This window comes from Lentilactobacillus diolivorans DSM 14421, assembly GCF_001434255.1.
GTDB lineage: Bacteria > Bacillota > Bacilli > Lactobacillales > Lactobacillaceae > Lentilactobacillus > Lentilactobacillus diolivorans.
In genome coordinates this window covers 96,551-121,140 of sequence record NZ_AZEY01000041.1, presented here as the reverse complement: position 1 = coordinate 121,140, position 24,590 = coordinate 96,551, and the positions used below count along the sequence as shown (strand labels likewise).

The 24,590-nt window shown below is 41.3% G+C and carries 24 protein-coding genes; 13 read left to right on the top strand and 11 right to left on the bottom strand.

Annotated features, from left to right (window positions below):
* Positions 1–333: 333 nt before the first annotated feature.
* From FC85_RS05070 to FC85_RS05060, 3 genes are all read right to left on the bottom strand, one after another.
* Positions 334–1,353, bottom strand: a complete 1,020-nt coding sequence (locus FC85_RS05070) for a LacI family DNA-binding transcriptional regulator (RefSeq protein WP_371862945.1) — start codon at positions 1,351–1,353, stop codon at positions 334–336.
* 274 nt (positions 1,354–1,627) lie between these two features.
* The gene (locus FC85_RS05065) at positions 1,628–1,954 is read right to left on the bottom strand and encodes a PQ-loop repeat-containing protein (RefSeq protein ID WP_057864471.1); all 327 of its coding nucleotides are present in this window, start codon (positions 1,952–1,954) and stop codon (positions 1,628–1,630) included.
* Positions 1,955–2,068: 114 nt separating this feature from the next.
* On the bottom strand, positions 2,069–2,407 hold the full coding sequence (locus FC85_RS05060; RefSeq protein ID WP_057864461.1) for an iron chaperone: 339 nt from the start codon (positions 2,405–2,407) through the stop codon (positions 2,069–2,071).
* A gap of 560 nt (positions 2,408–2,967) precedes the next feature.
* Here FC85_RS05060 and trpD point away from each other — a divergent pair.
* From trpD to FC85_RS05030, 6 genes are all read left to right on the top strand, one after another.
* A complete protein-coding gene (trpD, locus tag FC85_RS05055; protein WP_057864470.1) occupies positions 2,968–3,993 on the top strand; it encodes an anthranilate phosphoribosyltransferase in 1,026 nt (341 codons plus the stop codon).
* Entirely contained in the window at positions 3,990–4,769 is a 780-nt protein-coding gene (trpC, locus tag FC85_RS05050; RefSeq protein ID WP_057864460.1) for an indole-3-glycerol phosphate synthase TrpC, read from the top strand. The genes trpD and trpC overlap by 4 nt, the downstream gene beginning before the upstream one ends.
* A 2-nt stretch (positions 4,770–4,771) precedes the next feature.
* Positions 4,772–5,359 (top strand): phosphoribosylanthranilate isomerase, encoded by a 588-nt coding sequence (locus tag FC85_RS05045; protein ID WP_057864459.1) that lies wholly within the window; start codon positions 4,772–4,774, stop codon positions 5,357–5,359.
* Positions 5,356–6,576: a tryptophan synthase subunit beta gene (gene trpB, locus FC85_RS05040; RefSeq protein ID WP_057864458.1), complete on the top strand. Its 1,221-nt coding sequence runs from the start codon at positions 5,356–5,358 to the stop codon at positions 6,574–6,576. Before FC85_RS05045 ends, trpB begins: the two co-directional genes overlap by 4 nt.
* Positions 6,569–7,357, top strand: coding sequence for a tryptophan synthase subunit alpha (trpA, locus tag FC85_RS05035; RefSeq protein ID WP_057864457.1), 789 nt, complete (start codon positions 6,569–6,571; stop codon positions 7,355–7,357). The genes trpB and trpA overlap by 8 nt, the downstream gene beginning before the upstream one ends.
* 644 nt (positions 7,358–8,001) lie before the next feature.
* A complete protein-coding gene (locus FC85_RS05030) occupies positions 8,002–8,283 on the top strand; it encodes a hypothetical protein (protein ID WP_057864456.1) in 282 nt (93 codons plus the stop codon).
* 200 nt (positions 8,284–8,483) lie between these two features.
* Here the strand turns inward: FC85_RS05030 and FC85_RS05025 are convergent, their stop codons facing one another.
* Entirely contained in the window at positions 8,484–10,088 is a 1,605-nt protein-coding gene (locus FC85_RS05025; RefSeq protein ID WP_057864455.1) for a putative polysaccharide biosynthesis protein, read from the bottom strand.
* Between the two features lie 283 nt (positions 10,089–10,371).
* On the opposite strand from FC85_RS05025, the gene FC85_RS05020 reads away from it, so the two are divergent.
* The 4 genes from FC85_RS05020 (at position 10,372) to FC85_RS05005 (ending at position 14,672) form a co-directional block, all read left to right on the top strand.
* Positions 10,372–10,941: a helix-turn-helix domain-containing protein gene (locus FC85_RS05020; protein ID WP_057864454.1), complete on the top strand. Its 570-nt coding sequence runs from the start codon at positions 10,372–10,374 to the stop codon at positions 10,939–10,941.
* Positions 10,942–11,018: 77 nt separating this feature from the next.
* A complete protein-coding gene (locus FC85_RS05015) occupies positions 11,019–12,260 on the top strand; it encodes a CPBP family intramembrane glutamic endopeptidase (protein WP_057864453.1) in 1,242 nt (413 codons plus the stop codon).
* 235 nt (positions 12,261–12,495) lie between these two features.
* Positions 12,496–13,776, top strand: coding sequence for a CPBP family intramembrane glutamic endopeptidase (locus FC85_RS05010; RefSeq protein ID WP_057864452.1), 1,281 nt, complete (start codon positions 12,496–12,498; stop codon positions 13,774–13,776).
* Positions 13,773–14,672: a hypothetical protein gene (locus tag FC85_RS05005; RefSeq protein ID WP_057864451.1), complete on the top strand. Its 900-nt coding sequence runs from the start codon at positions 13,773–13,775 to the stop codon at positions 14,670–14,672. Before FC85_RS05010 ends, FC85_RS05005 begins: the two co-directional genes overlap by 4 nt.
* Positions 14,673–14,964: 292 nt before the next feature.
* Here the strand turns inward: FC85_RS05005 and FC85_RS05000 are convergent, their stop codons facing one another.
* The 6 genes from FC85_RS05000 to FC85_RS04975 form a co-directional block, all read right to left on the bottom strand.
* On the bottom strand, positions 14,965–16,167 hold the full coding sequence (locus tag FC85_RS05000) for a PTS transporter subunit EIIC (RefSeq protein WP_057864450.1): 1,203 nt from the start codon (positions 16,165–16,167) through the stop codon (positions 14,965–14,967).
* Positions 16,168–16,481: 314 nt separating this feature from the next.
* Positions 16,482–17,270 (bottom strand): alpha/beta fold hydrolase, encoded by a 789-nt coding sequence (locus FC85_RS04995; RefSeq protein WP_157051274.1) that lies wholly within the window; start codon positions 17,268–17,270, stop codon positions 16,482–16,484.
* A 76-nt stretch (positions 17,271–17,346) separates the two neighbouring features.
* Positions 17,347–18,315, bottom strand: coding sequence for a S66 family peptidase (locus FC85_RS04990; protein ID WP_057864448.1), 969 nt, complete (start codon positions 18,313–18,315; stop codon positions 17,347–17,349).
* Between the two features lie 424 nt (positions 18,316–18,739).
* Positions 18,740–19,600, bottom strand: coding sequence for a hypothetical protein (locus FC85_RS04985; protein WP_057864447.1), 861 nt, complete (start codon positions 19,598–19,600; stop codon positions 18,740–18,742).
* A gap of 144 nt (positions 19,601–19,744) precedes the next feature.
* Positions 19,745–19,954 (bottom strand): hypothetical protein, encoded by a 210-nt coding sequence (locus tag FC85_RS04980; RefSeq protein WP_057864446.1) that lies wholly within the window; start codon positions 19,952–19,954, stop codon positions 19,745–19,747.
* Between the two features lie 529 nt (positions 19,955–20,483).
* Complete coding sequence (locus FC85_RS04975) at positions 20,484–21,281, bottom strand: hypothetical protein (RefSeq protein WP_057864445.1); 798 nt, start codon at positions 21,279–21,281, stop codon at positions 20,484–20,486.
* 290 nt (positions 21,282–21,571) lie between these two features.
* Between FC85_RS04975 and FC85_RS04970 the strand changes: the two genes are divergently transcribed.
* From FC85_RS04970 to FC85_RS04960, 3 genes are all read left to right on the top strand, one after another.
* Positions 21,572–21,835: a hypothetical protein gene (locus tag FC85_RS04970; RefSeq protein ID WP_057864444.1), complete on the top strand. Its 264-nt coding sequence runs from the start codon at positions 21,572–21,574 to the stop codon at positions 21,833–21,835.
* 190 nt (positions 21,836–22,025) lie between these two features.
* Complete coding sequence (locus FC85_RS04965; protein ID WP_057864443.1) at positions 22,026–22,976, top strand: quinone oxidoreductase family protein; 951 nt, start codon at positions 22,026–22,028, stop codon at positions 22,974–22,976.
* Positions 22,977–23,075: 99 nt separating this feature from the next.
* Complete coding sequence (locus FC85_RS04960; RefSeq protein ID WP_057864442.1) at positions 23,076–23,432, top strand: DUF1516 family protein; 357 nt, start codon at positions 23,076–23,078, stop codon at positions 23,430–23,432.
* Between the two features lie 239 nt (positions 23,433–23,671).
* Here FC85_RS04960 and FC85_RS04955 read toward each other — a convergent pair whose 3' ends face one another.
* Positions 23,672–24,445, bottom strand: a complete 774-nt coding sequence (locus FC85_RS04955) for a (S)-acetoin forming diacetyl reductase (protein WP_057864441.1) — start codon at positions 24,443–24,445, stop codon at positions 23,672–23,674.
* Positions 24,446–24,590 lie beyond the last annotated feature (145 nt).

Sequence of the window (24,590 nt, the reverse complement as noted above, 5' to 3'; positions counted from 1 at the left end):
CGGCTTGAAACTTGGCCGCTATGCTTGAATGTTTCATAACTAGCACAACGCGTTAAATAAAAAGTTCAGCAAGATATTCCTGATTTTGGAATATTAAGTTAGGGGGCTTATATGGCCGGGGGCTGCTTGCTGGTCCACGTTTTAACTAAATAAAAAGTTCAACAAGATATTCCTGATTTTGGAATATTTTGATAATTCGGTTACACGACCGGAAATTGCCTTTTGTCCCGCGTTTTTGCTTAGTAACAATCGTGTTGACACTAACGGAAACTGGGCAAAATGACTTTTGTCTCTGCCCCAGTTATTTGATTTGATATGACCATCGACCAACAGTCATCTAAGGCCCTGCTTGGTCGTTTCGCGTTGTTCAATTGAAAATGGAATTTCAATCTGTCGAACATCCGTTATTTTCCGATTCGGTCGAATCAACTCATCAACCGCCATCTGTCCCATTAATCGAAAATTCTGAGTGACGCTGGTAATTTGCGGCCGGTTGCGAACACAAACTTGGGTGCCGTCAATTCCGATTACTGCTAAATCATCAGGAATGTGCTTACCAACATCTGCCATCCCGTTAATCAGCCCCAGCGCCGCATCATCACTGGTTGCCAAGACCGCCGATATGCGAATTGGTCCTTGCTCAAAATACTGAACCGCTTGAATTCCTGACTCATAACTATACTTTCCGTCACCCTCAAATATCCATCGATCATCCGGCTTGATTCGAGATTCCGCCAAGGCCTTTTGATAACCTTGATAACGATTCACACCAATAAAATCTTCACTAATATCGGCACCAACAAACCCAATTTCGTGATACCCCTGATTAATTAAGAATTTAGTTGCTTGATAACCGATTTGAAAATCATTTGATGACACATATGAGATTTGATGATCACTGGCACTGGCAACTTCTTGCGGATAAATATTTGCTTGTTTGAGTTTATCGATAATTTCCTGATCAGGACGAACTGATAAAAAGAGAACCCCAAACACCCGACGTTCAATCATATTTTGGACGGTTCGACCAATACTTTCCTGATCGTCGCGCTCCGACATCATGATAATCACATCTAAACCATTGTGATTGGCTTCTTCCATAATGCCACGAATTACCTGATCATTTGCACCTGTTTCGGCCGGATAATTAATAACCCCAATCGTATTGTTAGTCGGACTGGCAAGATCAGCCGCTGATCGGTTCTTATAGTAACCAATTTCGTCGGCAATTTTTTTAACTCGCTTAGCTGTCTCTTCACTGTATCGCCCATGACCATTTAAAATGCGCGAAACAGAAGCGGAAGACAGTCCGGCAATTCTCGCAATGTCAGCAATTTTTGCTCTCAATAGCATTCAATCTCCATTTATGTTTAATGGTTTAATTATACCTTAAAGTCGGAGAAATAATCTTTAAGACTGATGAAGGCATTTATGACAAGCGGGCGTCGATCATATAAGCACGACAACGGTCACTTTCAAATTCCGGAACTTAACTGGCTACCGTGCCAAAACGTGCGAAAGAGAAACAGATCCCGGCCATATAAGCACTGCAACCGGTACTTCCAGATTCAGGAAGTACCGGTTGCAGTGCTTATATTCTGGGATCTAACCGTTTCTTTTCGCACTCTCACATCATAGCCGTTACCGCCGCCATTACCCCAAAGATGACGCCTGGGAAACTTGCAATGATTAATCGCCAATCCTTCTTTGGCATTAACCAACCATAGCCGACCCACAACGTCGCGTTTAGTGCCGCAAACAAGGGTTGGATTGGTGATGTTGGTTGACCATTTAAATTTGCAATGATCTCACCAAGATACGAGATGTACATTGCCAAATTAGCGATTGTCGCAAAATCACCCACTAATTTAACTTCATCAATTTGCTTCTTATGTAATTGTTCTTGAACCTGTTTCTTTAATGGATTCTGTGGATTTCTAAGTTGATTTTGCACATCAATCGCTTCCAATTTTCCTCAAAATTATGCTAATTTGAACCGTTTTCATTCGGCTCTCAAAACACTAATCATTCCTTCAACATCAGTCATACCACACCCCCTTCCGAAATGCTAGATTTTCTTCAAATTATATTGAACAAGTTGGCGGATCAACGCAGCCGGCAATGGTTTATCAACCGACAGCCAAATGGCTCCCTTACTCGTTTTATAATTTTTTAATTCACCAGAAAAATATTGAATCGTCACCGGTCCCGGATAAAGTCCAAAATGATCCTTAAAATTGCCAAAATGAATGATGTTTCTGTGAAAATGAAATGTTGGCATCCCATACGAAATTCGTTCATCATATCCTGCCGGCATCTGTTCAACTATGGTTTTGTAAAGTTGAATCAGTTGCAGCTGCCGTGATTTCGGCTGTGCTTCGATGTATTCGTGAATCAATTTATCCATATTGCATCCCCGCTTTCTACCTCTATTTTAAACCAATTTCAGAAAAATAATTAAAAACTATTGACATTTAGATGATAAGTCTCTAATATACAAAGCAACAATTAATTCGTCCATAAAACCGTTGAAGTGGAGATCAAGATCATCGTGCCCGCAAAGAGAGTTGCCGTCGCTGAGAGTGCAGCCGAACGCAGGTGATTAAATGGACCACTGAGGGTTTTCCCGAAAGATTTCGAGTACGGAAAAACGTGCAGGCATACGTCAGTTGTCGGAGGGATGTTAGTCCCTTGCTAAGCGTGATTGATTGGGTAACTTAATTTGGTGAGTCAAACTTGATCCACCCAAAACCCAATTAACCGAACTAAGGTGGCACCGCGGAAAAATCCGTCCTTAACAATCAACTTTGTTATGGACGGATTTTTTCTTTACATGAAAACAGACAATAACGGGGGTCACTCAAATGAAATCAACTAGTGAAATTAAACGATGGCAAAATTCATAATAATTTTAATTTGCCGAACTTGGATCGACTAAAAACTAAAACCAATTTGGAGAAATTTATTATGATTAAACAAGCCATTGAAAAAGTTGTCAACCACGAAAACCTAACCTTTGAGGAAAGTCAAGCTGTCTTAGATGAAATCATGAACGGCCAAGCTTCCGAAGTTGAAACCGCGAGTCTCTTAACTGCCCTAACTGCAAAGAATCCAACAATTGATGAAATTGCCGGTGCCGCTGCTTCTATGAGAAGCCACGCATTAAAATTTCCAGAAACTAAGGACGTCTTGGAAATTGTTGGAACTGGTGGTGACCACTCCAACTCATTTAATATTTCAACAACCAGTGCCATCGTCGTTGCCGCAACCGGGACCAAAGTTGCCAAGCATGGTAACCGGGCGGCTTCATCCAAGAGTGGTGCTGCCGACGTACTTGAAGCACTTGGCCTGGATATTAACGAAGATCCAGCCACCAGCTACGAAAGTTTAAAAGAAAACAATCTGGCTTTCCTATTTGCTCAGGAATATCACAAGTCAATGAAGTACGTTGCACCAGTTAGAAAACAACTTGGCTTTCGAACCATCTTTAATATTCTTGGCCCGTTAGCAAATCCGGCCCACCCAACTCGCCAATTACTCGGCGTCTATGATGAAGACCTGCTTGAACCACTGGCAAATGTTTTAAAGAAACTAGGCGTTAAGAATGCCATGGTTATCCACGGCCGTGATGGTCTCGATGAAATGACCACGGCTGATGAAACCGCCGTTGTCGAACTCAAAGATGGCCGGTTAACCAACTATACCTTGACCCCGGAACAATTTGGATTTACCCGCAGCCAACGGGAAGATTTAGTTGGCGGCACACCAGAAGAAAACGGTCAAATCACCCGCGATATTTTGGCTGGTAAGAAGGGGCCCAAACGCGATATCGTCTTGCTAAACGCCGGTGCCGCTCTGCATCTGGCCCAGCCAGAATTAACCATTCAGGAAGGCATTGCCCTAGCTGCCAAGACAATTGACAGTGGCAAGGCCCAAGATGAACTCGATCGATTAATTGCTTACTCCAATAAGCGTAAGGACGTGGTTGCATGATTCTGGACGACTTGGTTCAGGTTACCAAAGTTCGATTAGCTAAGCATCAAGCCCGAGAATCATTAACTGCTTTAAAGCAACGGGTCGCCAAGATGCCTCAACGAACTAAACCGGATTTTCTGACAATCTTGAAACGTCCCGGACTTCACGTCGTATCGGAGGTCAAAAAGGCTTCACCATCTAAAGGGACTATTGTGAGTGATTTTCCGTACTTACAAATTGCCAAGGACTACGATGCTGCTGGTGCGGATGCCATTTCCGTTCTGACCGAGCCGGACTATTTTAACGGTAAACTGGCCTACCTGAACGATATTAGCCAAAACGTCTCCGCACCAACGCTACGCAAAGACTTCACCATTGACCCTTATATGATTTACGAGGCCAAAGCCAACGGTGCTTCAATTATTCTCTTGATCGTTGCCATTCTGAATGACCAGCAACTTCGTGACTACCGCGAGCTCGCCGAAAGCCTCGGCATGGCCGCCATTGTTGAAGCCTACACTGCGGGCGAAGTTACCCGGGCATTAAAATCCGACGCCAAAATTATTGGTATTAATAATCGAAACTTAAAAGACTTTCAAGTTGATTTCAATAACAGCCTAAAGCTCAGAGCAATGGTTCCCGTGGGAATTCCGGTGATTGCCGAAAGTGGAATTAAAACCCAGGCAGACGTTGCCAAACTCGCCAAGGCCGGCTTCAACGGAATCCTAATGGGTGAAACTCTCATGCGGTCTCACCATAAACGAACCTTAATCAAAGCATTCAAGGAGGCTTAATCATGCCAAAAGTTAAAATCTGTGGTCTTATGAGAACCGAAGATATTTTAGCCGTTAACGCTGCAGAAGCTGATTTCGCTGGATTTGTCTTCGCACCAAGCCGTCATCAGATAGCTTTAAAAACCGCGTTGGCGCTTCGAAAACAACTTGCACCAAATATTCAAACCGTCGGTGTGTTTGTTAACGAATCCATCGATGACATCCTAGCCATTTATCAAGCTGGCGCAATCGACATCGCCCAACTACACGGCAAAAGTACTCCCGATGAAATCAAGCAGTTGCAACAAGCCGGATTAAAAGTTATCCAGGTTTTTGAACGGCAATTAATTGATCTTGACTCACCAGCAGACTACTTAATGGTCGATAGCGGCAAAGGCAGCGGCCAAATCTTAAATTGGCAGGCAATTCCTTCAATTACCAGACCACTGATTTTAGCTGGCGGATTAACTCCCGAAAATGTTAATCAGGCAGTCCAACTCGTAAGACCTGACGTCGTTGATGTATCCAGCGGGGTTGAAACAAATGCCGTTAAGGATCCTAAAAAGATCACTGAATTTATAAAAAACGCGAAAGAGGCAATTATCATATGAAAACTTTAAACGAACCATCTAACCAAACAAAGCGAACTGGTCGTTACGGTAAAGACTTCGGTGGCCAATATATTCCCGAAACTTTAATGACTGAATTAGAAAAAGTTGAAAAAACGTTTAATGAAATTAAAACCGATGAAACCTATCAAGCAGAACTTCACGATTTACTCGTCAACTATGCCAACCGACCATCACTCCTCTACTATGCCAAAAATATGACCGAAGATCTTGGTGGCGCAAAGATTTACCTTAAACGTGAAGATTTAAATCACACGGGTGCTCACAAAATTAACAACGTCATTGGCCAGGCTCTAATGGCTAAACGAATGGGTAAAAAGCGGTTAATCGCCGAAACCGGTGCCGGCCAACACGGTGTTGCAACTGCAACGATTGCCGCGTTGCTTGGCATGCAATGTGAAATTTTCATGGGCAAGGAAGATACCGATCGCCAAAAATTAAATGTTTACCGAATGGAACTTCTTGGTGCCAAAGTTCACCCGGTAACTACTGGGTCAATGGTTCTAAAAGACGCCGTTAACGCAACTTTACAAGAGTGGGCCAGCCGAAGTGAAGACACCTTCTATGTGATGGGATCGGCAGTTGGACCCTATCCATTCCCAGCAATGGTCAAATACTTCCAAAGTGTCATTAGCAAGGAATCCAAAGAACAACTTGCCGCTAAAGAAAACACGCTTCCAGATATGGTCGTTGCCTGTGTCGGCGGCGGCAGTAACGCAATTGGCAGTTTCGCCAACTATATCGATGACCCAAGTGTCAAACTGGTCGGTGTGGAAGCTGCAGGTAAGGGTGTTGACACTGATCGGACGGCCGCAACGATTGAACGCGGCACTACCGGTATTTTCCATGGTATGAAGTCACTATTCCTACAAAACGACGACGGCCAGATCAACCCGGTTTATTCAATCTCCGCCGGCTTGGATTACCCAGGAGTTGGACCAGAACATGCCGCATTGGCTGAAATGCACCGGGCCCAATACGTCGGGATTACCGATGATGAAGCGGTTGAAGCATTTGAATACATTGCACGACAAGAAGGGATTGTCGCCGCAATTGAAAGTTGCCACGCGGTTGCCTACGTTCAAAAAATTGCCCCAACGATGTCAAAGGATCAAATCATTGTCTGCACCCTTTCCGGCCGCGGCGACAAAGACGTAGCCAGCATCGCTAAATACAAAGGAGTCGATATTGATGAGTAATTTGACAAAGATTTTTGAAAACCATAAGGCATTTATTCCATTTGTTGTTGCCGACGACCCGGATTTTGATACGACGGTTGCCAACATCGTTGCTTTAGCCAACAACGGTGCCGACATTGTTGAAGTTGGCATTCCTTTCTCTGACCCGGTTGCCGACGGTCCGGTGATTCAAGCTGGTGATTTACGGGCATTTGCAGCGGGAGTCTCTACCAAAACGGTCTTTCAAATCGTTGAGCAAGCCCGCAAACAAACTGATGTGCCAATTGTTTTTCTAACCTACTTAAATATCGTCTTCAAATATGGCTACAAGGCTTTCTGCCAGAAATGCCAATCATTAAATATTTCTGGGTTGGTGATTCCGGATTTGCCATATGAAAGTAAGGCCGAAATCATGCCAGCAGCCAATCAATACGGCATTGATATTATCCCGTTAATTACCCCAACGTCAGGTCACCGAATTGAAAAAATTGCCAAGGCGGCCACTGGCTTTATCTATGTGGTTTCATCCATGGGAATTACCGGCGAACGGGATGCTTTCTTTGATGGGTTAAAGGACTTGGTTGCCGAGATTAAAAAATACACAGATGTGCCAACTGCAATTGGTTTTGGCGTTCACACGCCTGAGCAAGCTCAAGAAATGGCCACGATTGCGGATGGTGTGATCGTCGGCAGTGCTATCGTTGACATTGTCGCCAAGGAAAAACAACAAGCACCTGCAAAAATCGCTGCATTCACCAAATCAATGCGGACAGCAGTCGATCGAAGTGAAGTTAAAGCTTAATGATTTTAAATCAAATATAATTGTCCAAATGGGGCTGGAACAAAAGTAATTTTGTCCAGTCCCGTTTTGTGTCATCACGATTATTACCGAGTGGAAGTTAACCGCCTTTCGCTCCACTCTCAATTTAATGATAGTGTCTACAAATTTGTTATCGCAGCGAGATATTTTTCATATGTTATCATAAGAAAATCACAGACAACTTATTTAGGAAATACACTTACGGATATGAAAGGATGATAGTGCTTAATGATCAGAAAGATATTATGGTGGTTCCAATTCATCATTAATTGTTGTTTTATGATTTACTTAGCAAGTTTTCCCTCGAATGCATTTTACGCCAAATCAGGCGGGTCATTTCTGATTAGTCTGTTACTGCTGATAGTAGCGGTTATCTTGGCCTATGTTTTAACAATGGTAGTCACCGATAAAAATAACTAGTGTCATAAAAGCAAACAAACGCCCACAATTACTTTCTAAGCTCCTCAAAAGTTCTAATCGATAATGATAATCGTTAAAAAAGCTTTTTAAAATTATAAATGGATCCGCTGATTTTAAAAAATTAAAAATAATCGAAACAATTTTGATTATCTTAAACTATTATTTTCATTTAGCCTTATCATGGACATAGAAGGAGGAATCATAAAATGGACCTACGAGATTTAATGCTCCAACTTCAGATGGCCTTTATCGATTATAATCAAGTTGCCAAGAAACAGGATAAAGACGTGTACTATATCGAAGACCTAAATGGAATTGCGACAATTTATACGTCATCATCAAAGCTTTACTTTGAAGTGCCACATGATCTTCCAAGATTGATGAAACATCTTAAAGCCAATGCCCAGTCAAATGAATGCACGATGGGCACCCTGTCAGATTTGGAAAAACTTGAAAAGAGATTTGTTGCCGGACAATCCAGTCACTAAATATTTATCGGAATACAGCATTTATATATTATATAGAAGAAACGAGTAAAATTTTCGAAAACGGATCGAAAATTTTACTCGTTTCTATTTGTCTATACTTGATTGCATTTTACGGCTTTTTCCTACACCACCGGCTGTTATTTGCAACCGAGCCGGCAAAAGGGCGACGACAATCAGCCATCCAACTAACAATCACCTAATTACTCAAAATGTTTATATCTAAAATACTTATAGCCAATTTTTTTGTTAAAGACCCGTTGAGATAGCCCGGTCTCGTTGACAAAGAATAAATAAAGTACCAGCCCGATTAAGCCGAAGATCATCCCGGCAATCAAAGCTTCAATTTTAGAGGTCGGCAGATAAATCCGATTTAAGCCCGTTGAGGCCAACACCATAACCGCAAAGAACACAATATTGAGACCGAGGGTTAAGCCAAGATTTCGAAGCTTGACGTGAAAATCCCTGCAGATTTGCCAAATACTTAAAAAACTGACCAAACCAAATGCCACCGTGGTTGCTAAGATTGCGCCAAACCCTTGAAGCCAGTAAACAAGCGGTACTTGCAAAACAAGCTTAATTAGGATTCCCGAAATGAGGTAATACATCGCCTTTTTACTGTAATGTAACGCCTGTAACAAGGTTAACCCATTAATTGCCATCCCTAAAGCTAAACTTTGGATGATATTCCAGAATAAATAATCGCCACCGAGTAAATCAAAGTTAAAGATCACCCCATTAATTTCATACGATAAAGCGCTCAAAATTGTAATTGCTGGTAGTAACGCAAACAACAGCAGATTCAGATTTTGAACAACCAGTTCACCGATGTTATTCTTGTGGGCACTTTTACTCTGTGCCAACAATGGCAAAGTCGTTTCAGCTACTGAGATAGCCAGTGAAACAACAACTGTAGTTACTTTAGTTGGATTAGCGGAGAATAATGTATAAATGTACTGAGTGAATTCAGCCGACTTATGCAGCATATTTTGCATGACCTGTTTAAAGAATAATTGGTCAATCAGTTGGGTAATCGTAATTCCCGAGCCAACGATAACAAACGGAATCGATTCATACACAATCGTCAACAAAGTTTTCTTAACTCCGGATAAGTCATCCGGTAAGCTTTTAGCGGCCATTGCTGCATACTGGGAAGATTGTTTTTTATAATACAGCCCAAGATAAATGTAGCTGGCAATGGCACCGACAACCGCACCAAACACGCTATAATAAACAGCAATCACAAAGCTTTTATGAAAAACGTTGATAGTAATGTAGGTAGAAACCAAAATAAAAATCACACGGATAAACTGTTCCCAAAGTTGTGACACCCCGTATGGTTTAAGATCCTGATTACCTTGAAACCAACCACGAGTGATACTCATTGAAGGAATAATCACAATTGCCGGTACTAGTACCCGAATTGAGGTCGTGGCAGCTTTAACTGAAACAACTGGGCTGTTCTTGGCGATAATCGGCGCAATTAAGTAGAGGACAATTCCACTAACGACCCCGGAAGCCAGCATGACCCAGAAGCCCAATTTGGTGAATCGCTTCGCATTTAAAAATTTATTTTGACCATTATACATCGCAATTCGTCGCGCCACGGCGGACGGAAAACCGGCTGTTGCCAATGAAATAAATAACGCATATGGTTGATATGAGGAGTTGTTAAGGGCCTGAGCGCCACTTTGATGATCAACGCCAATCATATACAACCATGGAATCAGGTATAAAACTCCCAACATCCGGGAGAAAATACTACCAAAGGACAGCCAGAACGAACCGGACATGATTTTCTTGTTCATTGGATAATGCACACTTTCTAGATTATGTATTGGGAATATTGTAACCAATTTCAGATCGTTGGTGCAAATCTATTTGAAAAAATTATAAGTAACTTTATTTAAAAGTAATCGGTAACCGCAAACATGGTTACTGGTTTTATTATCCAGAATGATAAAAGAAATGGTATATTAGAAGGTGATTACTAATATCAAACCTTACTGGCATCACATATTTCACAATATGCCAGTATACATAGCTTGATCGAAAAATAATTAGCCATTAACTTTAAGGAGTGAATCAGAAATGAATCCAACCAACTTTGGCGAACAATTAAAAATCCACCGCCAAGCTTTAGGCCTCACTCAAAGTGATGTGGCGGAAAAAATGCATGTCTCTCGGCAAACCATTTCAAGCTGGGAGACCGGCCGGAATACCCCTGACATCATTACCCTTAAACAGCTTGCCCTCCTCTATGGTGTCTCAACGGATAATTTACTACAGGTGCTTGGTGCTAAAAAGCTTAGTCCACTCCCGAAGAGCAGGCAAAACTCAGCCATTTTTTTATTTTGGCTGACGTTAGGTATTTTGATTGCCGGTCGTCTATTGGTCATAACAACTTTTGAAGCGTTGCATTGGATGACCAGTCTAATCTTTATTATGATCGGTATTCATCTGTTATTGCGTCTTAAACCAAGCAAGTGGAAAAAGCCGACTTTGGTATCAACTCACATTATCCTTGGGGTGCTGTCATTTATGAGCGCAATTCTCAAATTATGGGATATGAGCTTCGGCGTCCAAACCGTTTGCGTTATGGCTGGGGTTATTTTAGTCGTTCAGGGTATTCTCTATTTACGCAATGATTTTAGTAGATAGCCAAAAGCACCGATTCATTTCTATGATTCTTACTATTTTTGGAACACCAAAATAATAATGGAGAGGCCAAATTAATCATGGAAATCTCGGCAGCCAACAACGATCACTCGTTGTCACTTATCTTCAAGCTTCAATGCACACTAATTGTAATCGTCTTTGGTGGCTCATTGTTAGTTAATTTTCAAAACACATTAGATCAATTTGGTAGTCTGACAAGTGTCATGATAATCGCGTTAGTTCCTTTAATCGGCATCCTGACACCCAACGTTGGGCAGCCAGCAGTGCAATTACCACTACTTCAAAAAGCCATCAAGAATACGATTCGGTTGGTCATAACCGCACTGTATCCATTTGTGTTATTCTTTGGCATTTGCTTGTTATTTCTACCACTGGTAACGCAAGCTCACATCTCAAAAATGCCAATCATCTATCTCGCATTCTTACTGGGCGCTGGTGGTTTGATCCCATATCTAAAACTATTTCTGATAAACGAGACTGGCTCAATTACGAGAATGATCTTTATTTTTGCTTATTTGTTTTTTTCACCATACATCCTCAATCAGCTTGGCATATTAGGGTTCAATACCTCTTATTCATTTGGCATTTGGATAACTTTCAATAGCACATCTCTACTCACAATTTTGAGTTATCTATTTCTCTTTATTACTACCGGCTATGTCATGCATCGTTGGGGATTTAGTCTACCCAGACTTAAAATTAATTCGACCGTTAATTATGGGTGGTTAAGCCTCATCGTTGCCCTTGTGTTACTGGAATTAAACAGTTCGGCCGGAAGCTGGCATAATGTCTTTTATCACTTTGATTGGCAGCTTGTCAGCGGTCCGCTCGCCTACTTTATTATGACTATTGTCACGGTTTGCTGCTATGAAGAGATCATCTTTCGTTACTCGTTCTTCTGGCAGCTGTTACACTTCAAACATACATCGCCCAGAGCCCAACAATTTTGGGCAATTCTAATCAGTTCATTACTATTCGGTCTGTGGCACGCACAAAACATTTTCGACCAAAGTTTACCGGCCACCCTGCTTCAAATGGTCAGTGCCATTGGAACCGGCTTTATCCTAGCCACCATCAGCCTGTATACCGGCACAATTTGGATTGCCATCATTCTTCACAGTTTAACCGATCTGGCCGGTGCCCCTGAGGTTACCAGTGCTTTTTCCCAAACCCCGAGTGCTTTCGAAATTGAATATATGCTACTGGCTGCCCTCCTTGAAATTGGTGTTTCTCTAATTCTACTTTTGGGAAAGAAACGCCAAGCAGCTTTTAAGCAAACAATGGCCCGTATTCGAATTTAATTATTTAAGATAACCACGTAATAAACAATCGGTAACCGGAAACTTTCCAGGTTACCGATTGTTTTTTCATGACTTTCAAAAACAAACTCCTCAGTTAAACCGCATTCCACTGGCCTAATAGTCACATGCTATGATTCATTGCTTGAACGACCAATTGCCACCGGTTACTTTAGAGACGTTATCCAATTCATAACTAAACTCGGTTTTTAAACCAGACTAAAGGGGAGATCAACTCATGTTTATCAAAGATAAATCACAATTACTGATTTTCAGAATTCAGTGTGCCATTATTTTAGCCGTTACCTGTATCATTTCACTAACCAATCCAGATGCCGCCATCGCCAAGGCTGGTCTACCATCAATCCTAATTACGATTGTCGTAACGCTTTTGGGATTACTAACTCCACATTTGGAAGTCGCCTCGCAGCATCGTTCACTTCTCAAAAGCGCAATTAAAGGGATTATCAAAGCCATTTTGATTTTCGCCTATCCCACCAGTCTAATTTTTGGCTTTTCCCTACTTTCACTATCCTTGATTGATAAGTTACATCTTTCAGCCACCATTTCTGCTTACTTAATTCTATTAGGATTTCTAGTTAGCATCCCACCTTATTTCAAAGGTTTGTTAATTAATGAGACTGGCCCAATTATCAGAATGTTCTTTTCCTTTATTTATCTATATAGTTTTCCAACATCCGTAAATCAGTTACGATTAATCGGTTTCAACGTTGACAACAGTTTCTCGATGATCATTATCTTTTACTTCGTTACATTTGCCGCATTATTCTATGTCATGCACTGTTGGGGATTTGGTCTCCCCAAAATTAAAATCAATTCAAAAGTCAACTATGGTTGGTTATTGGTTGCCATTCTCCCGGCATTAGCCTATTTGTGTACGACTGCTGGGAGCTGGTCAAATTTGTTCCACCACTTTGCGTTGAAACCGGTAAGCGGCCCGATCACGTATTTGATTGTAACGGTTCTTTCGATTTGCTGTTACGAAGAAATCATCTTTCGTTATGCTCTGTTTTGGCAATTACTACACGTTAACCAGCGATCACAAAAGACCCAAATGATCTTTGGCGTGGTGGTCAGCTCTCTTCTGTTTGGCCTGTGGCACGCGCAAAATATGTTCTATCAGAGTGTCCCAGCTACCCTACTTCAAATTTTAAGTGCCATTGGAATCGGTTTTATTTACAGCACGATTTGTTTATACACCGGGACAATCTGGATCAGCATCATCCTGCATAGTTTGGCAGATCTAGTTGGTTTTCCAAACGGCAGCAGTCCATTCTCGCAGGGGCCAACTCCCTTTTTGATTACGTTTTTACTACTCATCAGTGTAATCGCTATTGTGGTTTCTTTATTCCTACTTTTAGGTCACAATCAGCAGGCCGCTTTTGAACAAACGATGGCCCGCATCCAAATCAAACAACCACAATCCCATTACCACTTGAATTTTGACAAAATACTTGGTTCAAGGGATACTAATGTGAGAAAGAAGGAAATCAGATGAAGAAACTTCGCAATCTATTAATCTTTGCCGCAGTCTTATTGGGGCTCGCCGCCTCAGTCCACGTGCAGGCTTCTTTAAACGACGATCCTGATGCGGTTACCGTCCAGCCCGTTTCTAAAAAGCAACTGGCAAGTATCAAAAAACATTATGGCAGTATTTGGTATCATATCAAGTTTTACCGCACTTTGAAACCCGTTAACGTGACAATCAAGTTTGGTGATCGACAAAACACAAAGCTTACCCATCCTAAAGTCTTACAAATCCCTAAAAATACCATTGTCTCCGGGAACAAATTTAATGACTCGGAGAAAGGACTTGTTCGATATAGCTTTAATCTTGATTTTGATTCATTAAGTTATCACCTATTGAAACCCAAAATTACCAAACAATTTGCAGAACCAAATTTTGCGATTAGCGTGACGGCTAAATCTAAGCAATCACTTAATCGCCGGTTTAAACGAATTACACCGCCAAAATACCTGCCAACCTATTCGCGGGGAATCCTCAACAAATATCCATATACCCCCAAAATTGATCCGTTTACTCCGACAACTGATCAGTTAAAAATAACACCGGATGGTAACGTCGAATTCTACCCAATTATTTCCGGACAGACGAAGAACAATCAATTATTTAGTTTGATTCCACAATCATTCGCCAAAATAAACAAAACAATTGTTAAGGGCAATACCCGTTATTTGTACTATTCACACCATATCTCCGGTGTGCATGATCAGCGGGTTGCCAAATCCGGCCGCTACCAATATCGCCTAACAGTGACTAACCTTCACCAACCATTTTCGTTGTTTGACGGTGACCAAGGTGCCGTTATGATGAGTCAGTATAAGATCGGTAGTACAACCTATTACACTCGAAGTGGCTCTTATGGCGCGTAAACTAACGCTTAGTTAATCGGACAAACCCATCAGAATTTAGCTAAAAGCTACTCCAAAAATTACCAATACAAATGAAGCTGGACAAAAGTGATTTTGTCCAGCTCCATTTTTGTAATCACGACTATTACCATGCAAAAACGTGAGACAAAAGGCAACTTTCTGCCGTACAACCGAATTATCCAAATATTCAAGACCAGAATATTCGGATAATCCAATTGTACTCTGGAAGTTAACCGCCTTTTGTCTCACTCTCCATTTTTGTAATAATGATCGTTTTTCTTTTTAAATAAAACTAGTTGGCAGCCACAGCTTCTTTTGGCTGTTCATCAGCCGTCCGCAGAACTTCAGTTACTTCTTGACGCCGACCATAAACATAAGTGGCTGAGAAGCTAACCGCAAAACTAATCACACAACTGATTAGAAAAGCCGGAATGGACTGCGTAGCAATGCTAATAAAACCCAATACACTGTTGGATCCTAGTGAAACGGCCAATACGTGGGTTAGGCCAAGATAAATGCCTGCCGCGCCTGAACCAAGCATGGAAGCCACAAACGGGAACTTCAACTTCAGATTAATACCAAACATCGCTGGTTCGGTTACCCCTAAAAGCGCTGACATACTGGCAGAAGAAGCCAATCCCCGTTGCTTTTTATCCTTAGTCAGGAAAAAGACAGCCAACGCTGCAGCACCCTGAGCGATGTTGGACACCGAAGCAATCGGAAAGATAAAGCTGCCACCGGTTTGTTTCACGTTGGCAATTAATTGCGTTTCGATAGCTGGAAAGCTTTGGTGTAGGCCGGTAATGACCAATGGCGCGTATAACAAGCCCAACACACCGGTACCTACCGCGCCTGACGTCTGATAAAGCCATAGGAGGCCGTTTGTTAACCCATCACTGACATCCCGCATCACGGGACCAACAATCACAAAGGTCAGTAGTCCCGTTACCAGAATCGTAATTAACGGGGTAAAGGTATAATCAAGTGCTTCAGGAATTCGCCGATGACACCATTTTTCAATCTTTGAAAGTAACCAGGCAACCGCCAGCATTGGGATGACGGAACCTTGATAACCGGCTTGGGCAACCGGCATCCCTAAAATATGCCAATAAGCCAATTGATGGCTTGCCAGGGCTGTACTGACATCATAGCCACTGACCAAGGCGGGTGAAACCATCATCATCCCCATCGCTGCTCCCAAAAATGGGTTGCCGCCAAATCGCTTGGTTGCCGAAAAACCGATTAGCACCGGTAAAAATGCAAACGGTGCGTTGGCTAACACATTAATGAAAGCCGCAAATCCTTTCATATTCGGATAGGCGGCGACCAAGGACGAGGCCATAAATAAATGTGGGGCCGTTAACACGTTATGAAGCGCCATTAATAACCCAGCCGCAACAATGGCCGGAATAATCGGCACAAAAATATCCGCCAACATATTCACAAAGCCGACAAATCCCTGTTTACTTTTCTTTAAAATAATTGATTGAAACACAGCATATCCTCCTAAAATTAGTCACTTCGGAATAGTTTACTGATTTTCATTCAATATGCAAGGATCCTTGTCCCACTTTCTATCACATGAATTAATGGTAATCGGTTTCTTTGTTAATCTGGTAGGTATGATATCGATTAATACTTTTTCATGACATTTTCACAAATTTGATGTAAAAAATGTAAAATAAGTCAATTTGACCATTTTTTCGGCTTATCAATTTCAAAAAGATCAAAGAAAATCTTGGCAACTTTAATATTGCCCAAGCTTCTCTCTGACCTTCTCTTAATTAGCAATCCTCATTCTTTTTTACATTATCCAAGACTATCAATGAATTGATCAGTCGTTTTAGCAATCAGTTTAGGGTACTTCCAGTGTAGGTAATGAGTCCCCTCCAAGGCAACCAACCGTGACTTGGGATGTTGGGTTAAATATCCCGACTGCTTGAACTCAGCCTGCCGCTTGGTGGTGGAAAAAAGCAGAGTTGGTAAGTGATTCGGCAACTTTTGCTCGGCAACCGGCTTTAACATCGCATTCCAATTTTGCGTTTGCGCGACCAAGTTCCGATTATACATTTTTCCAGCTAAGATTTTCGTATTGGCGGCTGCGTCTTCAGCACTCAATAACGGGTTGATGTCTCCCTGAATGGCTAAATCTTTTTGCCGAGCGGCTTTTTGATCGGGTGTGAGTTGATTGAACGCATCAGCCGCTTTGGCAAACGATTCGGCTCCCTTGGGATGAGCATGAACGACTTCGTAGGTTGTGGGTTCAATTGAGATAAAAGCAACAACGTGATTTGAAAAATTCAGATAATCATAAAGGCCGAAAACCCCACCGATACTATGGGCAAAGATAACCGTCGGGCCTAATTTCAAACTGTCAAATAGCTGCCGAAATTCGTTAACTGTGTTGGGTAAGGTTTGCGGTTTATCAGTCAGATCACTCAATCCATAGCCAAGGTAATCAAACGTTAAAATCCCATCGTCCTGTGATAAGTTGTCAATTACCGTTTTAAAATTGTAGTAATCCGAATCACCACCAAATGCTTGGAAAAAGAGTATTGTCGCACGATTGTTTTTGGGCGGCCGATAGTAATAGCTCATCGTTCCGCCTGCCGTTTCAAAATTTTGAAATAATTGGTTTTGCTGCAAAATAATCACCTGGTTTTTATTTATCGTGTTAAAACCGTGAAAAAGTTATTGTCCCATCATCTGCATTAATCGTTGTCTGAGCACCTAATGGCGTGGTGATCATCGGCACTGTGTGGCATGAATCATAATCGTAAATAATGGGAATCTGCTGACCATTCAGTACCTCTAATAAGATGTCAATTGGTTTGCGACTGGTTCCCGAATCGTCAAACAAAGCGTGTTTGCCGAGAATAATTCCGGAAACCTGATCAAATGCACCGGCATCCCGCATCATCGCAAAATTCTTCTCAACAGTCGAAGCATCCTTTTCGGCATCTTCAATAAACAGCAGGTCATTCGGCGATAATTTCGGGAAATAGTTAGACCCTAAAATACCATAGATCGTATTGAGGTTACCGCCCATAATTCGACCGGTTAATTTCGAGGCGCCAATTGAATGCCATTGGTTAGGGCGTTGCTGCTTAGGACGCTCAAAGTCATTCCAGTTAATCGCTTCATCATCCCAATACGTTGGCGCCTTAATCGTCACCGAATGCCCATGCCGCGTATTAATGATTTTTTCAAACGCAGTCCAGGTTTCATTCACAAACGGCGGCCATTCGCCAAACGAAGCCACTAGGGCTGGTCCATACAAGGTTCGGCAATTCGGAGCCTGGGTTTGAACCGCCAGCAACAAGGCCGTTGCGTCGGAATAACCCACAACTGTTTTCGGATGCTGATTGAGATAATCATAGTCCAAGTAAGGCAAAATTGAATTCGTATTTGTCCCACCAATGGTTGCCATAATAATCCCAACCTCATCGTTGTAAATCAGCTGGTTCACTTCGGCCGCCCGGTCAAGAATACTCCCCGAACGATAGTGATCTTGCTTGCCGGTTAAAGAACCCGCAATTAATTTAACTCCCTTACCTTCCAAAAATGCTTTTGCCCGTGCAAACCGCTTCGGTGAAATAGCCGTAATCGGTGTCGATGTCGAGCAGAATCCAATGGTTGTCATCCAATCGCCTCAGTCAATATATTTTGATTTAATTGTAGCACGTCACAATGCCGCCGCATGTTATAGAAATAATTAATTCTTAACGCTTTAGTTGAATCAATTAGTTAACTCATAGTTTCTTTCTAAATCAACCAATAGTGGCATAACAAAATCTAAAGGCAAGTAACCGATTCCCCTGATATGCATTCTTTTATCTTTGTGGCTCACCTCCAGCTCCATCTTGGTGCAACAAAAAAGATCCAGTCAGAAGCCAACTTTCGTCAGTTTCTACCTGGATCTAATATTTAAATTGTTTAATGTAAAATTAATCCCGAGAAATTCCAACACACACTTATTAAAAAAATAACTCCAACTTGTCATATCTAACCTAAAGTGAGTTTCTTATCCACATGTGTCAGTCAGCTTCTCTTTTAAACCTTGATTATTAGTCACCGTCACCGCCATCTCCCCAAGGAACTGTGAAGTATCGCGATCCACCAACCGAATAAAAGCTTGCATAAGTGTTAGCACCCTGATTACTGGTATAGCGATAAGGCGTGTGCAGATTATTAATCCTCAATCGGTAACGATACTTGCCGTGATAAAGGCGAGTTGCCCGGACCTCCGGCAATTTTTTTTGATAATATAAGTATTTTTTAGAACCCTTGTTAATTGCATGGGCAATCTTAACGTAAGCTGTCGGTTTTTGAGCATATTGCCAATTAAATAGGGGATCACTCAGTGGCTTACGACCACGTACGTAAAGTTCCAGATAACCGTCCGAAGTAATTCTCAAAGCCTTACTGGTAGATTTAGGGTGAACAAAACTACTATCAGCTTCCCTTTTAAGGGCTGACAGGCCACCGAAATAAAGGACATTATCACTATACGGCAACACGTAAGCCGGCCGCTTTACCCGTGTAAACAAATGTGGATAATATGAGAATAATAAATAAGCTGACCGATAAGCAGGCTTGAACCCCAGCTTTTTTTTAAAGACGTAACTCATCTCAACCAGGTCACTGATAAGGGCTTTGCCTTCTTTTTGATGACTGCCGCTGTCGATCGTATAGTCTAAATTAAGAATCGTTCCTTTGGGCACAGCTGTTTTTTTGCTGAGGTTGGAAGATGCTGGTCGGATATTTTTATTTAGTCGATAGTATTGCATCTTCTTACTAACCTTTTCCATATAGCTACTGCTGACTCGTTGTGGACTGTTAGCCGATGCCGATTTATTCAGCGTCGTGACTGTCATAATAGATAATCCCATGACGAATAATCCAATAAAACTACTTAACCTTCTCATAATAATATCTCCTCAATTAATCTTCAGGATATGGTGTATCCCTTTATTGTTAAACTAAATCAGCAACCGCACTGATCAACCAATTGTTAATTTTCCTAAACCTCAATCAAATCAACGATGCATCTGCATCCAAAAATATTACAGCTAGTGTGGCGAATGCCGCTTCCTTTCAATAAAATAAATTAACCCAAATGATACGCCTGTATAGGCAACCATAAATGACCCAACCATAATGGATAACAGTTGCCCTTGAATGCTGCCCAAGACAATCCAATCAAGCATAAGATAGATCAGAATCATTGTCACAATTATTCCAATGGATATTTTCCCAAATACGGTCAACGTTTTACTCATTTTCTATCTCCTAATCCACTAAGAATAAAATTAAGATTTAGGGAAAATATGGTCAGCTTTTCAAGCAAATCCGTTAAGTCACCAATAGTATGACACACGAATTAAAACATAGCACAAGTTCTAACTTCCCTGTTTAGTATTAACTAAATATCACTATCACTCATCCACCATCTATTGCGTTCATCAAAAAACAATTGTATCCTAACTTAACCGCCAACCAAGTTTCCAACATTGACTGAAATAATGTGACTCTTATTGGCATTAATTTTACTGATATTAAAGATAACAATAAGGAAAAATGTTTATCGCGTAGTTCAAAATATTTTCCGCAGTTCTCAAATTAGTTTTGATCAGTGTATGTTTGATCAAAATGAATCCAACAGTGGGCATTAGCTTGATTTGGATGGTTCGAATAATATTAACGTAAGTCATTCGACCTTTGTTGTAGTTGGTGGGAATACTAGTGCCTTGAGTGCATGGAACGAAGTCAATGTTTGAGATGCATTTATGCCCTTCTCCGATACATACTTTATTTTACCAAACCGATGTGAATTGAAACAATCTGACCCCCAAAAGAGTCCTCGCTTAAATCATAAACAACGAGTCCCAACTTGTATCCGTGCAATGAATTAATTTTTTCTTGAGTATAACCAATTTTATTTAGTTTACTTTGAAATTTATTTAATTTACTTTGGGTAGTCCCCCATTGGCTAACAGTAGTTTGATATGCAACTTTACTGAAATTAATAACTTCTTTATAAGTTGTCTGATCAGCCGGATTATTAGCAGCTCGTGATGCGATAAACTTAGAAGCCTCAAGACTTAGTGGGGCATTAGGGAACATTTTCATGATCCCGCGGGCTAATTTCTGAGACTGGGCAGTTTTAATATAGTTTAGATAGTTGCTGTCATCAGCGAAGGAGGTTATGGGTTCGGTGGTTGAAATTGTTAAATACTTGCTGTACACCATCCCAACAATCGAGCGATTATAATTAGTGACCTTGTAATACTTATAAGTATGGCCGTCCTTCTTTTTGTTGTAGAAACTATAGACATACCAATCAGTGCTTTTATAGTTGTTTAAATTGTGCTGACGCTTGGTATGCTTAAGATTCCAAATGTAGGCATTGTGTGACTTAACCGTTCTTTTATTATAAAAATAGTGAGTCCAAGTGTCGCTATCGTTTAAATAATACGAATCAGCAGAACGGTCAGTCGCTGCCTGGGTTGTGCTGGACTGATTCAGGATAAAACCAATGATCAGGCTTGGAAGTAGTAACATCAAGAATTTTATTTGTTTTTTTATATCGACCATTCCCCTATTCATTATTAAATCTCCCTTCAATAACCATATTATCTAATAGCCATGAGTCGTTTGCAAAATTATTAAATGTTATATTAACAAACGCTTCAGACAAAAAGATTGCCCATTATATCCGTTAAATACGATTCTGAGGTAATACCACCCCTTCCCAAAATAAATTTGACATTATTGTCAAAATTTGGTGAAATGGGAGACAAATAATTGGTATGATATAGGTAGGTATATTACCCAGGAAGAATCACGCGGTAATATTTCTTCGTCAAATAAAACCGATAGATTGTGAGGAATTTATTATGAACAAAATTTCTATTCGTGGCAGTTTGCAAACGAAACAAATCGTAGGTAATGAGTCAAATGTTGAGAAGAAAATTATTGAAGATCTAAATTCAATTCAGGAAAAAGATGGCAAAAAGCCATTTTCCAAAATTGCCGATCAAGTGGTCATTGAGCCTTATAAAGAAGGTTCGTATGCGTATCATGCCCTGTTAACCGAAGCTGCTAAGATGTATGATCTATCACCAGAAATTCAAAAGAACGCGCAAATGGATGAAGAATAATAAGAATAATTGATTTTTAGCTCGCTAATTGTTTAAAAAGCTAGTCAGACGTAATTGTCCGACTAGCTTTTTTGTATCTGGATCGTTAACCACTTATTTAGAGTTCAACAATAAAAGTGCCCTTTCATTGAGCCTAACGTCCAAACGTGATACGGTTGGTCAAAATAAAATTAAACGAGGTGCTCAGATCATGAAAGCAGCAGTCCTAAACGCTTACGGCAAAGTTCCAGAATACCAGGATTTTCCAGATCCTAAAGTGACCAATGACAATCAATTATTGGTTTCGCCGAAAGCTTCATCAATTAAACAGTTAGACATTAGTAAAGCGGCTGGTAAGCACTATACGAATTTTGATCCACTACCTGCCGTAATGGGCATGGACGGCGTGTCCGAGCTTGATGACGGAACCCGGGTTTACGCAATGGGGATTACCGGAATGATGGCCGAAAAAGCTCTGATTGATAGTCGAAAAATGGTTAAACTGCCAGCCGGCTTGGATAATGTTCGAGCAGCGGCGTTACCCAACGCTCTGATGGGCTCCGACGTGGCGCTTATTGAACGGGGTCATATCAAACAAGGCGATATTGTTCTTGTCAACGGTGCTACCGGAGCCACTGGCATGATGGCCGTTCAGCTTGCTAAATTCCATGGTGCCGCTAAAGTTATCGCAACCGGAAGAAATGCCCAATCCCTTGATAAATTGAAAACTGTGGGTGCCGACATCACAATTCAAATTAATGGTACCGATGATCAAATTGTGAAACAAATTATCGCGGCTTACGATGAAGCCCCGTTCAATCTGGTTGTCGATTACCTTTGGGGACATCCCGCTGAACTCATTTTTAAGGCACTCAGAAAGATTAAGCTTCAAAAACATCTTAAATATATTTCGGTGGGCGGCATGGCCGGTAGTGATATAACATTGCCGTCCCAAGTTCTCAGGAGCAAAGATGTTGAACTCATCGGCTCAGGCATTGGCAGTTTTGCACCGGACGTTTTTCCAACTTACCTGAAGACTCAGCTTCCGAGCATTTTTGACTACGCCGCTGACGGTCACCTATATATCAATCTACAAGTGTTCCCGTTAGACCAAGTTGCAAAAGCTTGGGAAGCATCCGGTCGTTCGGTGATTACAATGTAATCCACTCAGAACAACACACCATATCTTCAAAATTGCAATGCCCCTTTCAGAAAGCTATGATGAAAGAGATCGATTCTAATTCATAGGGGGAAATTAAAAATGATTTGGTTATGGATTCACATCATTTCTTGGGTTATCTTAGCAATCGCCGTTATCTTAGCATTTGTCGGCCCGACAAGCCAAGCAAAAATTTGTCAAATGATTGCCCGGGTTGTTTACCTGTTTGCCATTGTTAGCGGAGTTTTCCTACTGCCATATGCCTGGGGTGACAATCCGATTCTAACGGTGATCAAAGTCTTGATTGCCCTTGGCCTAATCGCTGCCATTGAAATCGGCTTTGCCAAATACAATCAGAAGGCCGTCTCAAAATCAGTTGTTTGGTGGCTGCTCTGCTTTGTTATCCTGGTTGGTGTCTTGGGATTGTTCCTATCACACGGCTATCCTTTTATTCAGTAAATAAAAAAAAGACGATAACAAGTTGCCAAATTCAAAATGGGACTGGACAAAATTACTTTTGTCCAGTCCCGTTTTGTGTCGTCACGATTATTACCGAGTGAAAACGTGAGGAAAAAACAGCTTCCGGCCGTGTAGAGGGCTTATCCAAATATTCAGGATCAGAATATTCGGATAAGCCCTCTACACTCTGGAAGCTAAGCGTTTTTTGCCTCACTCTTTATTAATCGTCATCCAAAATTTTAGCTAAATACCATCCCACCATCAATCAATAGTGATTGGCCAGTCATATAATCGGAATCAGGACCAGCTAAGTAGGAAACACAAGCGGCAACATCTTCAGGTTCTGAAAGTCGACCTAAAGCAATGTCTTTAGAGAATTGCTTCATGCCCCATTCGAATGGCTTGCCGGCATTGTCAGCAACCTTCTTGGCAATATCATTCATCATTGGTGTCTTAACAATTCCTGGGCAATAAGCGTTAACCGTGATGTTATCTTTGGCTAATTCACGAGCAGTCGTTTGAGTAACGCCGCGGATAGCAAACTTACTTGCACCATAAACCGTTAAGTTAGGGTTACCAACTTGACCAGCTTGTGAAGAAGCGTTGATGATCTTACCACCGTGGTTTAATTCATGGAACTTATCGGAAGCGGCTTGAATGCCCCAGATAACGCCACCTAAATTAATGGCCAAAGTGTTGTTCAAAACATCAGGTGTAACAGTACTAATTGGTGTTGTTGGTGCAACTCCCGCGTTATTAACGATAACGTTAAAATCACCAAAATGTTTAGTTGCTTCATCAACAGCGGCGAATACTTCGTCACGATCGGCAACATCAGCTTCAATAGCATAAGCATCCCCACCGTTATCATTAATTTCTTTAGCAACGTTCTCAACTTTGCTCTTAGTCCGTCCAACTAACGCAACTGAAAAACCATCCTTGGTAAGACGTTTAGCGATCGCTTCACCAATTCCTTGACCGGCACCAGTAATTAAAGCAACTTTCTTTGACATAATATAAGCCTCCATGTTTTGTATAACTTGTGAAATTTCAATCAATCATGAGGTTAATTATAAATGGAAGGATTGTGAAAATCAACACAAAATTATTTGGAAGCAATTTTCATAATTGCTCAAACTTTGCTTAAGCGCAACACTG

Coding starts and splice junctions, on each gene's coding strand:
- FC85_RS05070 (WP_371862945.1), bottom strand. CDS start 1,353: ATGCTATTGAGAGCAAAAATTGCTGACATTGCGAGAATTGCCGGACTG.
- FC85_RS05060 (WP_057864461.1), bottom strand. CDS start 2,407: ATGGATAAATTGATTCACGAATACATCGAAGCACAGCCGAAATCACGG.
- trpD (WP_057864470.1), top strand. CDS start 2,968: ATGATTAAACAAGCCATTGAAAAAGTTGTCAACCACGAAAACCTAACC.
- trpC (WP_057864460.1), top strand. CDS start 3,990: ATGATTCTGGACGACTTGGTTCAGGTTACCAAAGTTCGATTAGCTAAG.
- FC85_RS05045 (WP_057864459.1), top strand. CDS start 4,772: ATGCCAAAAGTTAAAATCTGTGGTCTTATGAGAACCGAAGATATTTTA.
- trpB (WP_057864458.1), top strand. CDS start 5,356: ATGAAAACTTTAAACGAACCATCTAACCAAACAAAGCGAACTGGTCGT.
- trpA (WP_057864457.1), top strand. CDS start 6,569: ATGAGTAATTTGACAAAGATTTTTGAAAACCATAAGGCATTTATTCCA.
- FC85_RS05030 (WP_057864456.1), top strand. CDS start 8,002: ATGGACCTACGAGATTTAATGCTCCAACTTCAGATGGCCTTTATCGAT.
- FC85_RS05025 (WP_057864455.1), bottom strand. CDS start 10,088: ATGAACAAGAAAATCATGTCCGGTTCGTTCTGGCTGTCCTTTGGTAGT.
- FC85_RS05020 (WP_057864454.1), top strand. CDS start 10,372: ATGAATCCAACCAACTTTGGCGAACAATTAAAAATCCACCGCCAAGCT.
- FC85_RS05015 (WP_057864453.1), top strand. CDS start 11,019: ATGGAAATCTCGGCAGCCAACAACGATCACTCGTTGTCACTTATCTTC.
- FC85_RS05010 (WP_057864452.1), top strand. CDS start 12,496: ATGTTTATCAAAGATAAATCACAATTACTGATTTTCAGAATTCAGTGT.
- FC85_RS05005 (WP_057864451.1), top strand. CDS start 13,773: ATGAAGAAACTTCGCAATCTATTAATCTTTGCCGCAGTCTTATTGGGG.
- FC85_RS04995 (WP_157051274.1), bottom strand. CDS start 17,270: ATGAGCTATTACTATCGGCCGCCCAAAAACAATCGTGCGACAATACTC.
- FC85_RS04990 (WP_057864448.1), bottom strand. CDS start 18,315: ATGACAACCATTGGATTCTGCTCGACATCGACACCGATTACGGCTATT.
- FC85_RS04985 (WP_057864447.1), bottom strand. CDS start 19,600: ATGAGAAGGTTAAGTAGTTTTATTGGATTATTCGTCATGGGATTATCT.
- FC85_RS04980 (WP_057864446.1), bottom strand. CDS start 19,954: ATGAGTAAAACGTTGACCGTATTTGGGAAAATATCCATTGGAATAATT.
- FC85_RS04975 (WP_057864445.1), bottom strand. CDS start 21,281: ATGAATAGGGGAATGGTCGATATAAAAAAACAAATAAAATTCTTGATG.
- FC85_RS04970 (WP_057864444.1), top strand. CDS start 21,572: ATGAACAAAATTTCTATTCGTGGCAGTTTGCAAACGAAACAAATCGTA.
- FC85_RS04965 (WP_057864443.1), top strand. CDS start 22,026: ATGAAAGCAGCAGTCCTAAACGCTTACGGCAAAGTTCCAGAATACCAG.
- FC85_RS04960 (WP_057864442.1), top strand. CDS start 23,076: ATGATTTGGTTATGGATTCACATCATTTCTTGGGTTATCTTAGCAATC.
- FC85_RS04955 (WP_057864441.1), bottom strand. CDS start 24,445: ATGTCAAAGAAAGTTGCTTTAATTACTGGTGCCGGTCAAGGAATTGGT.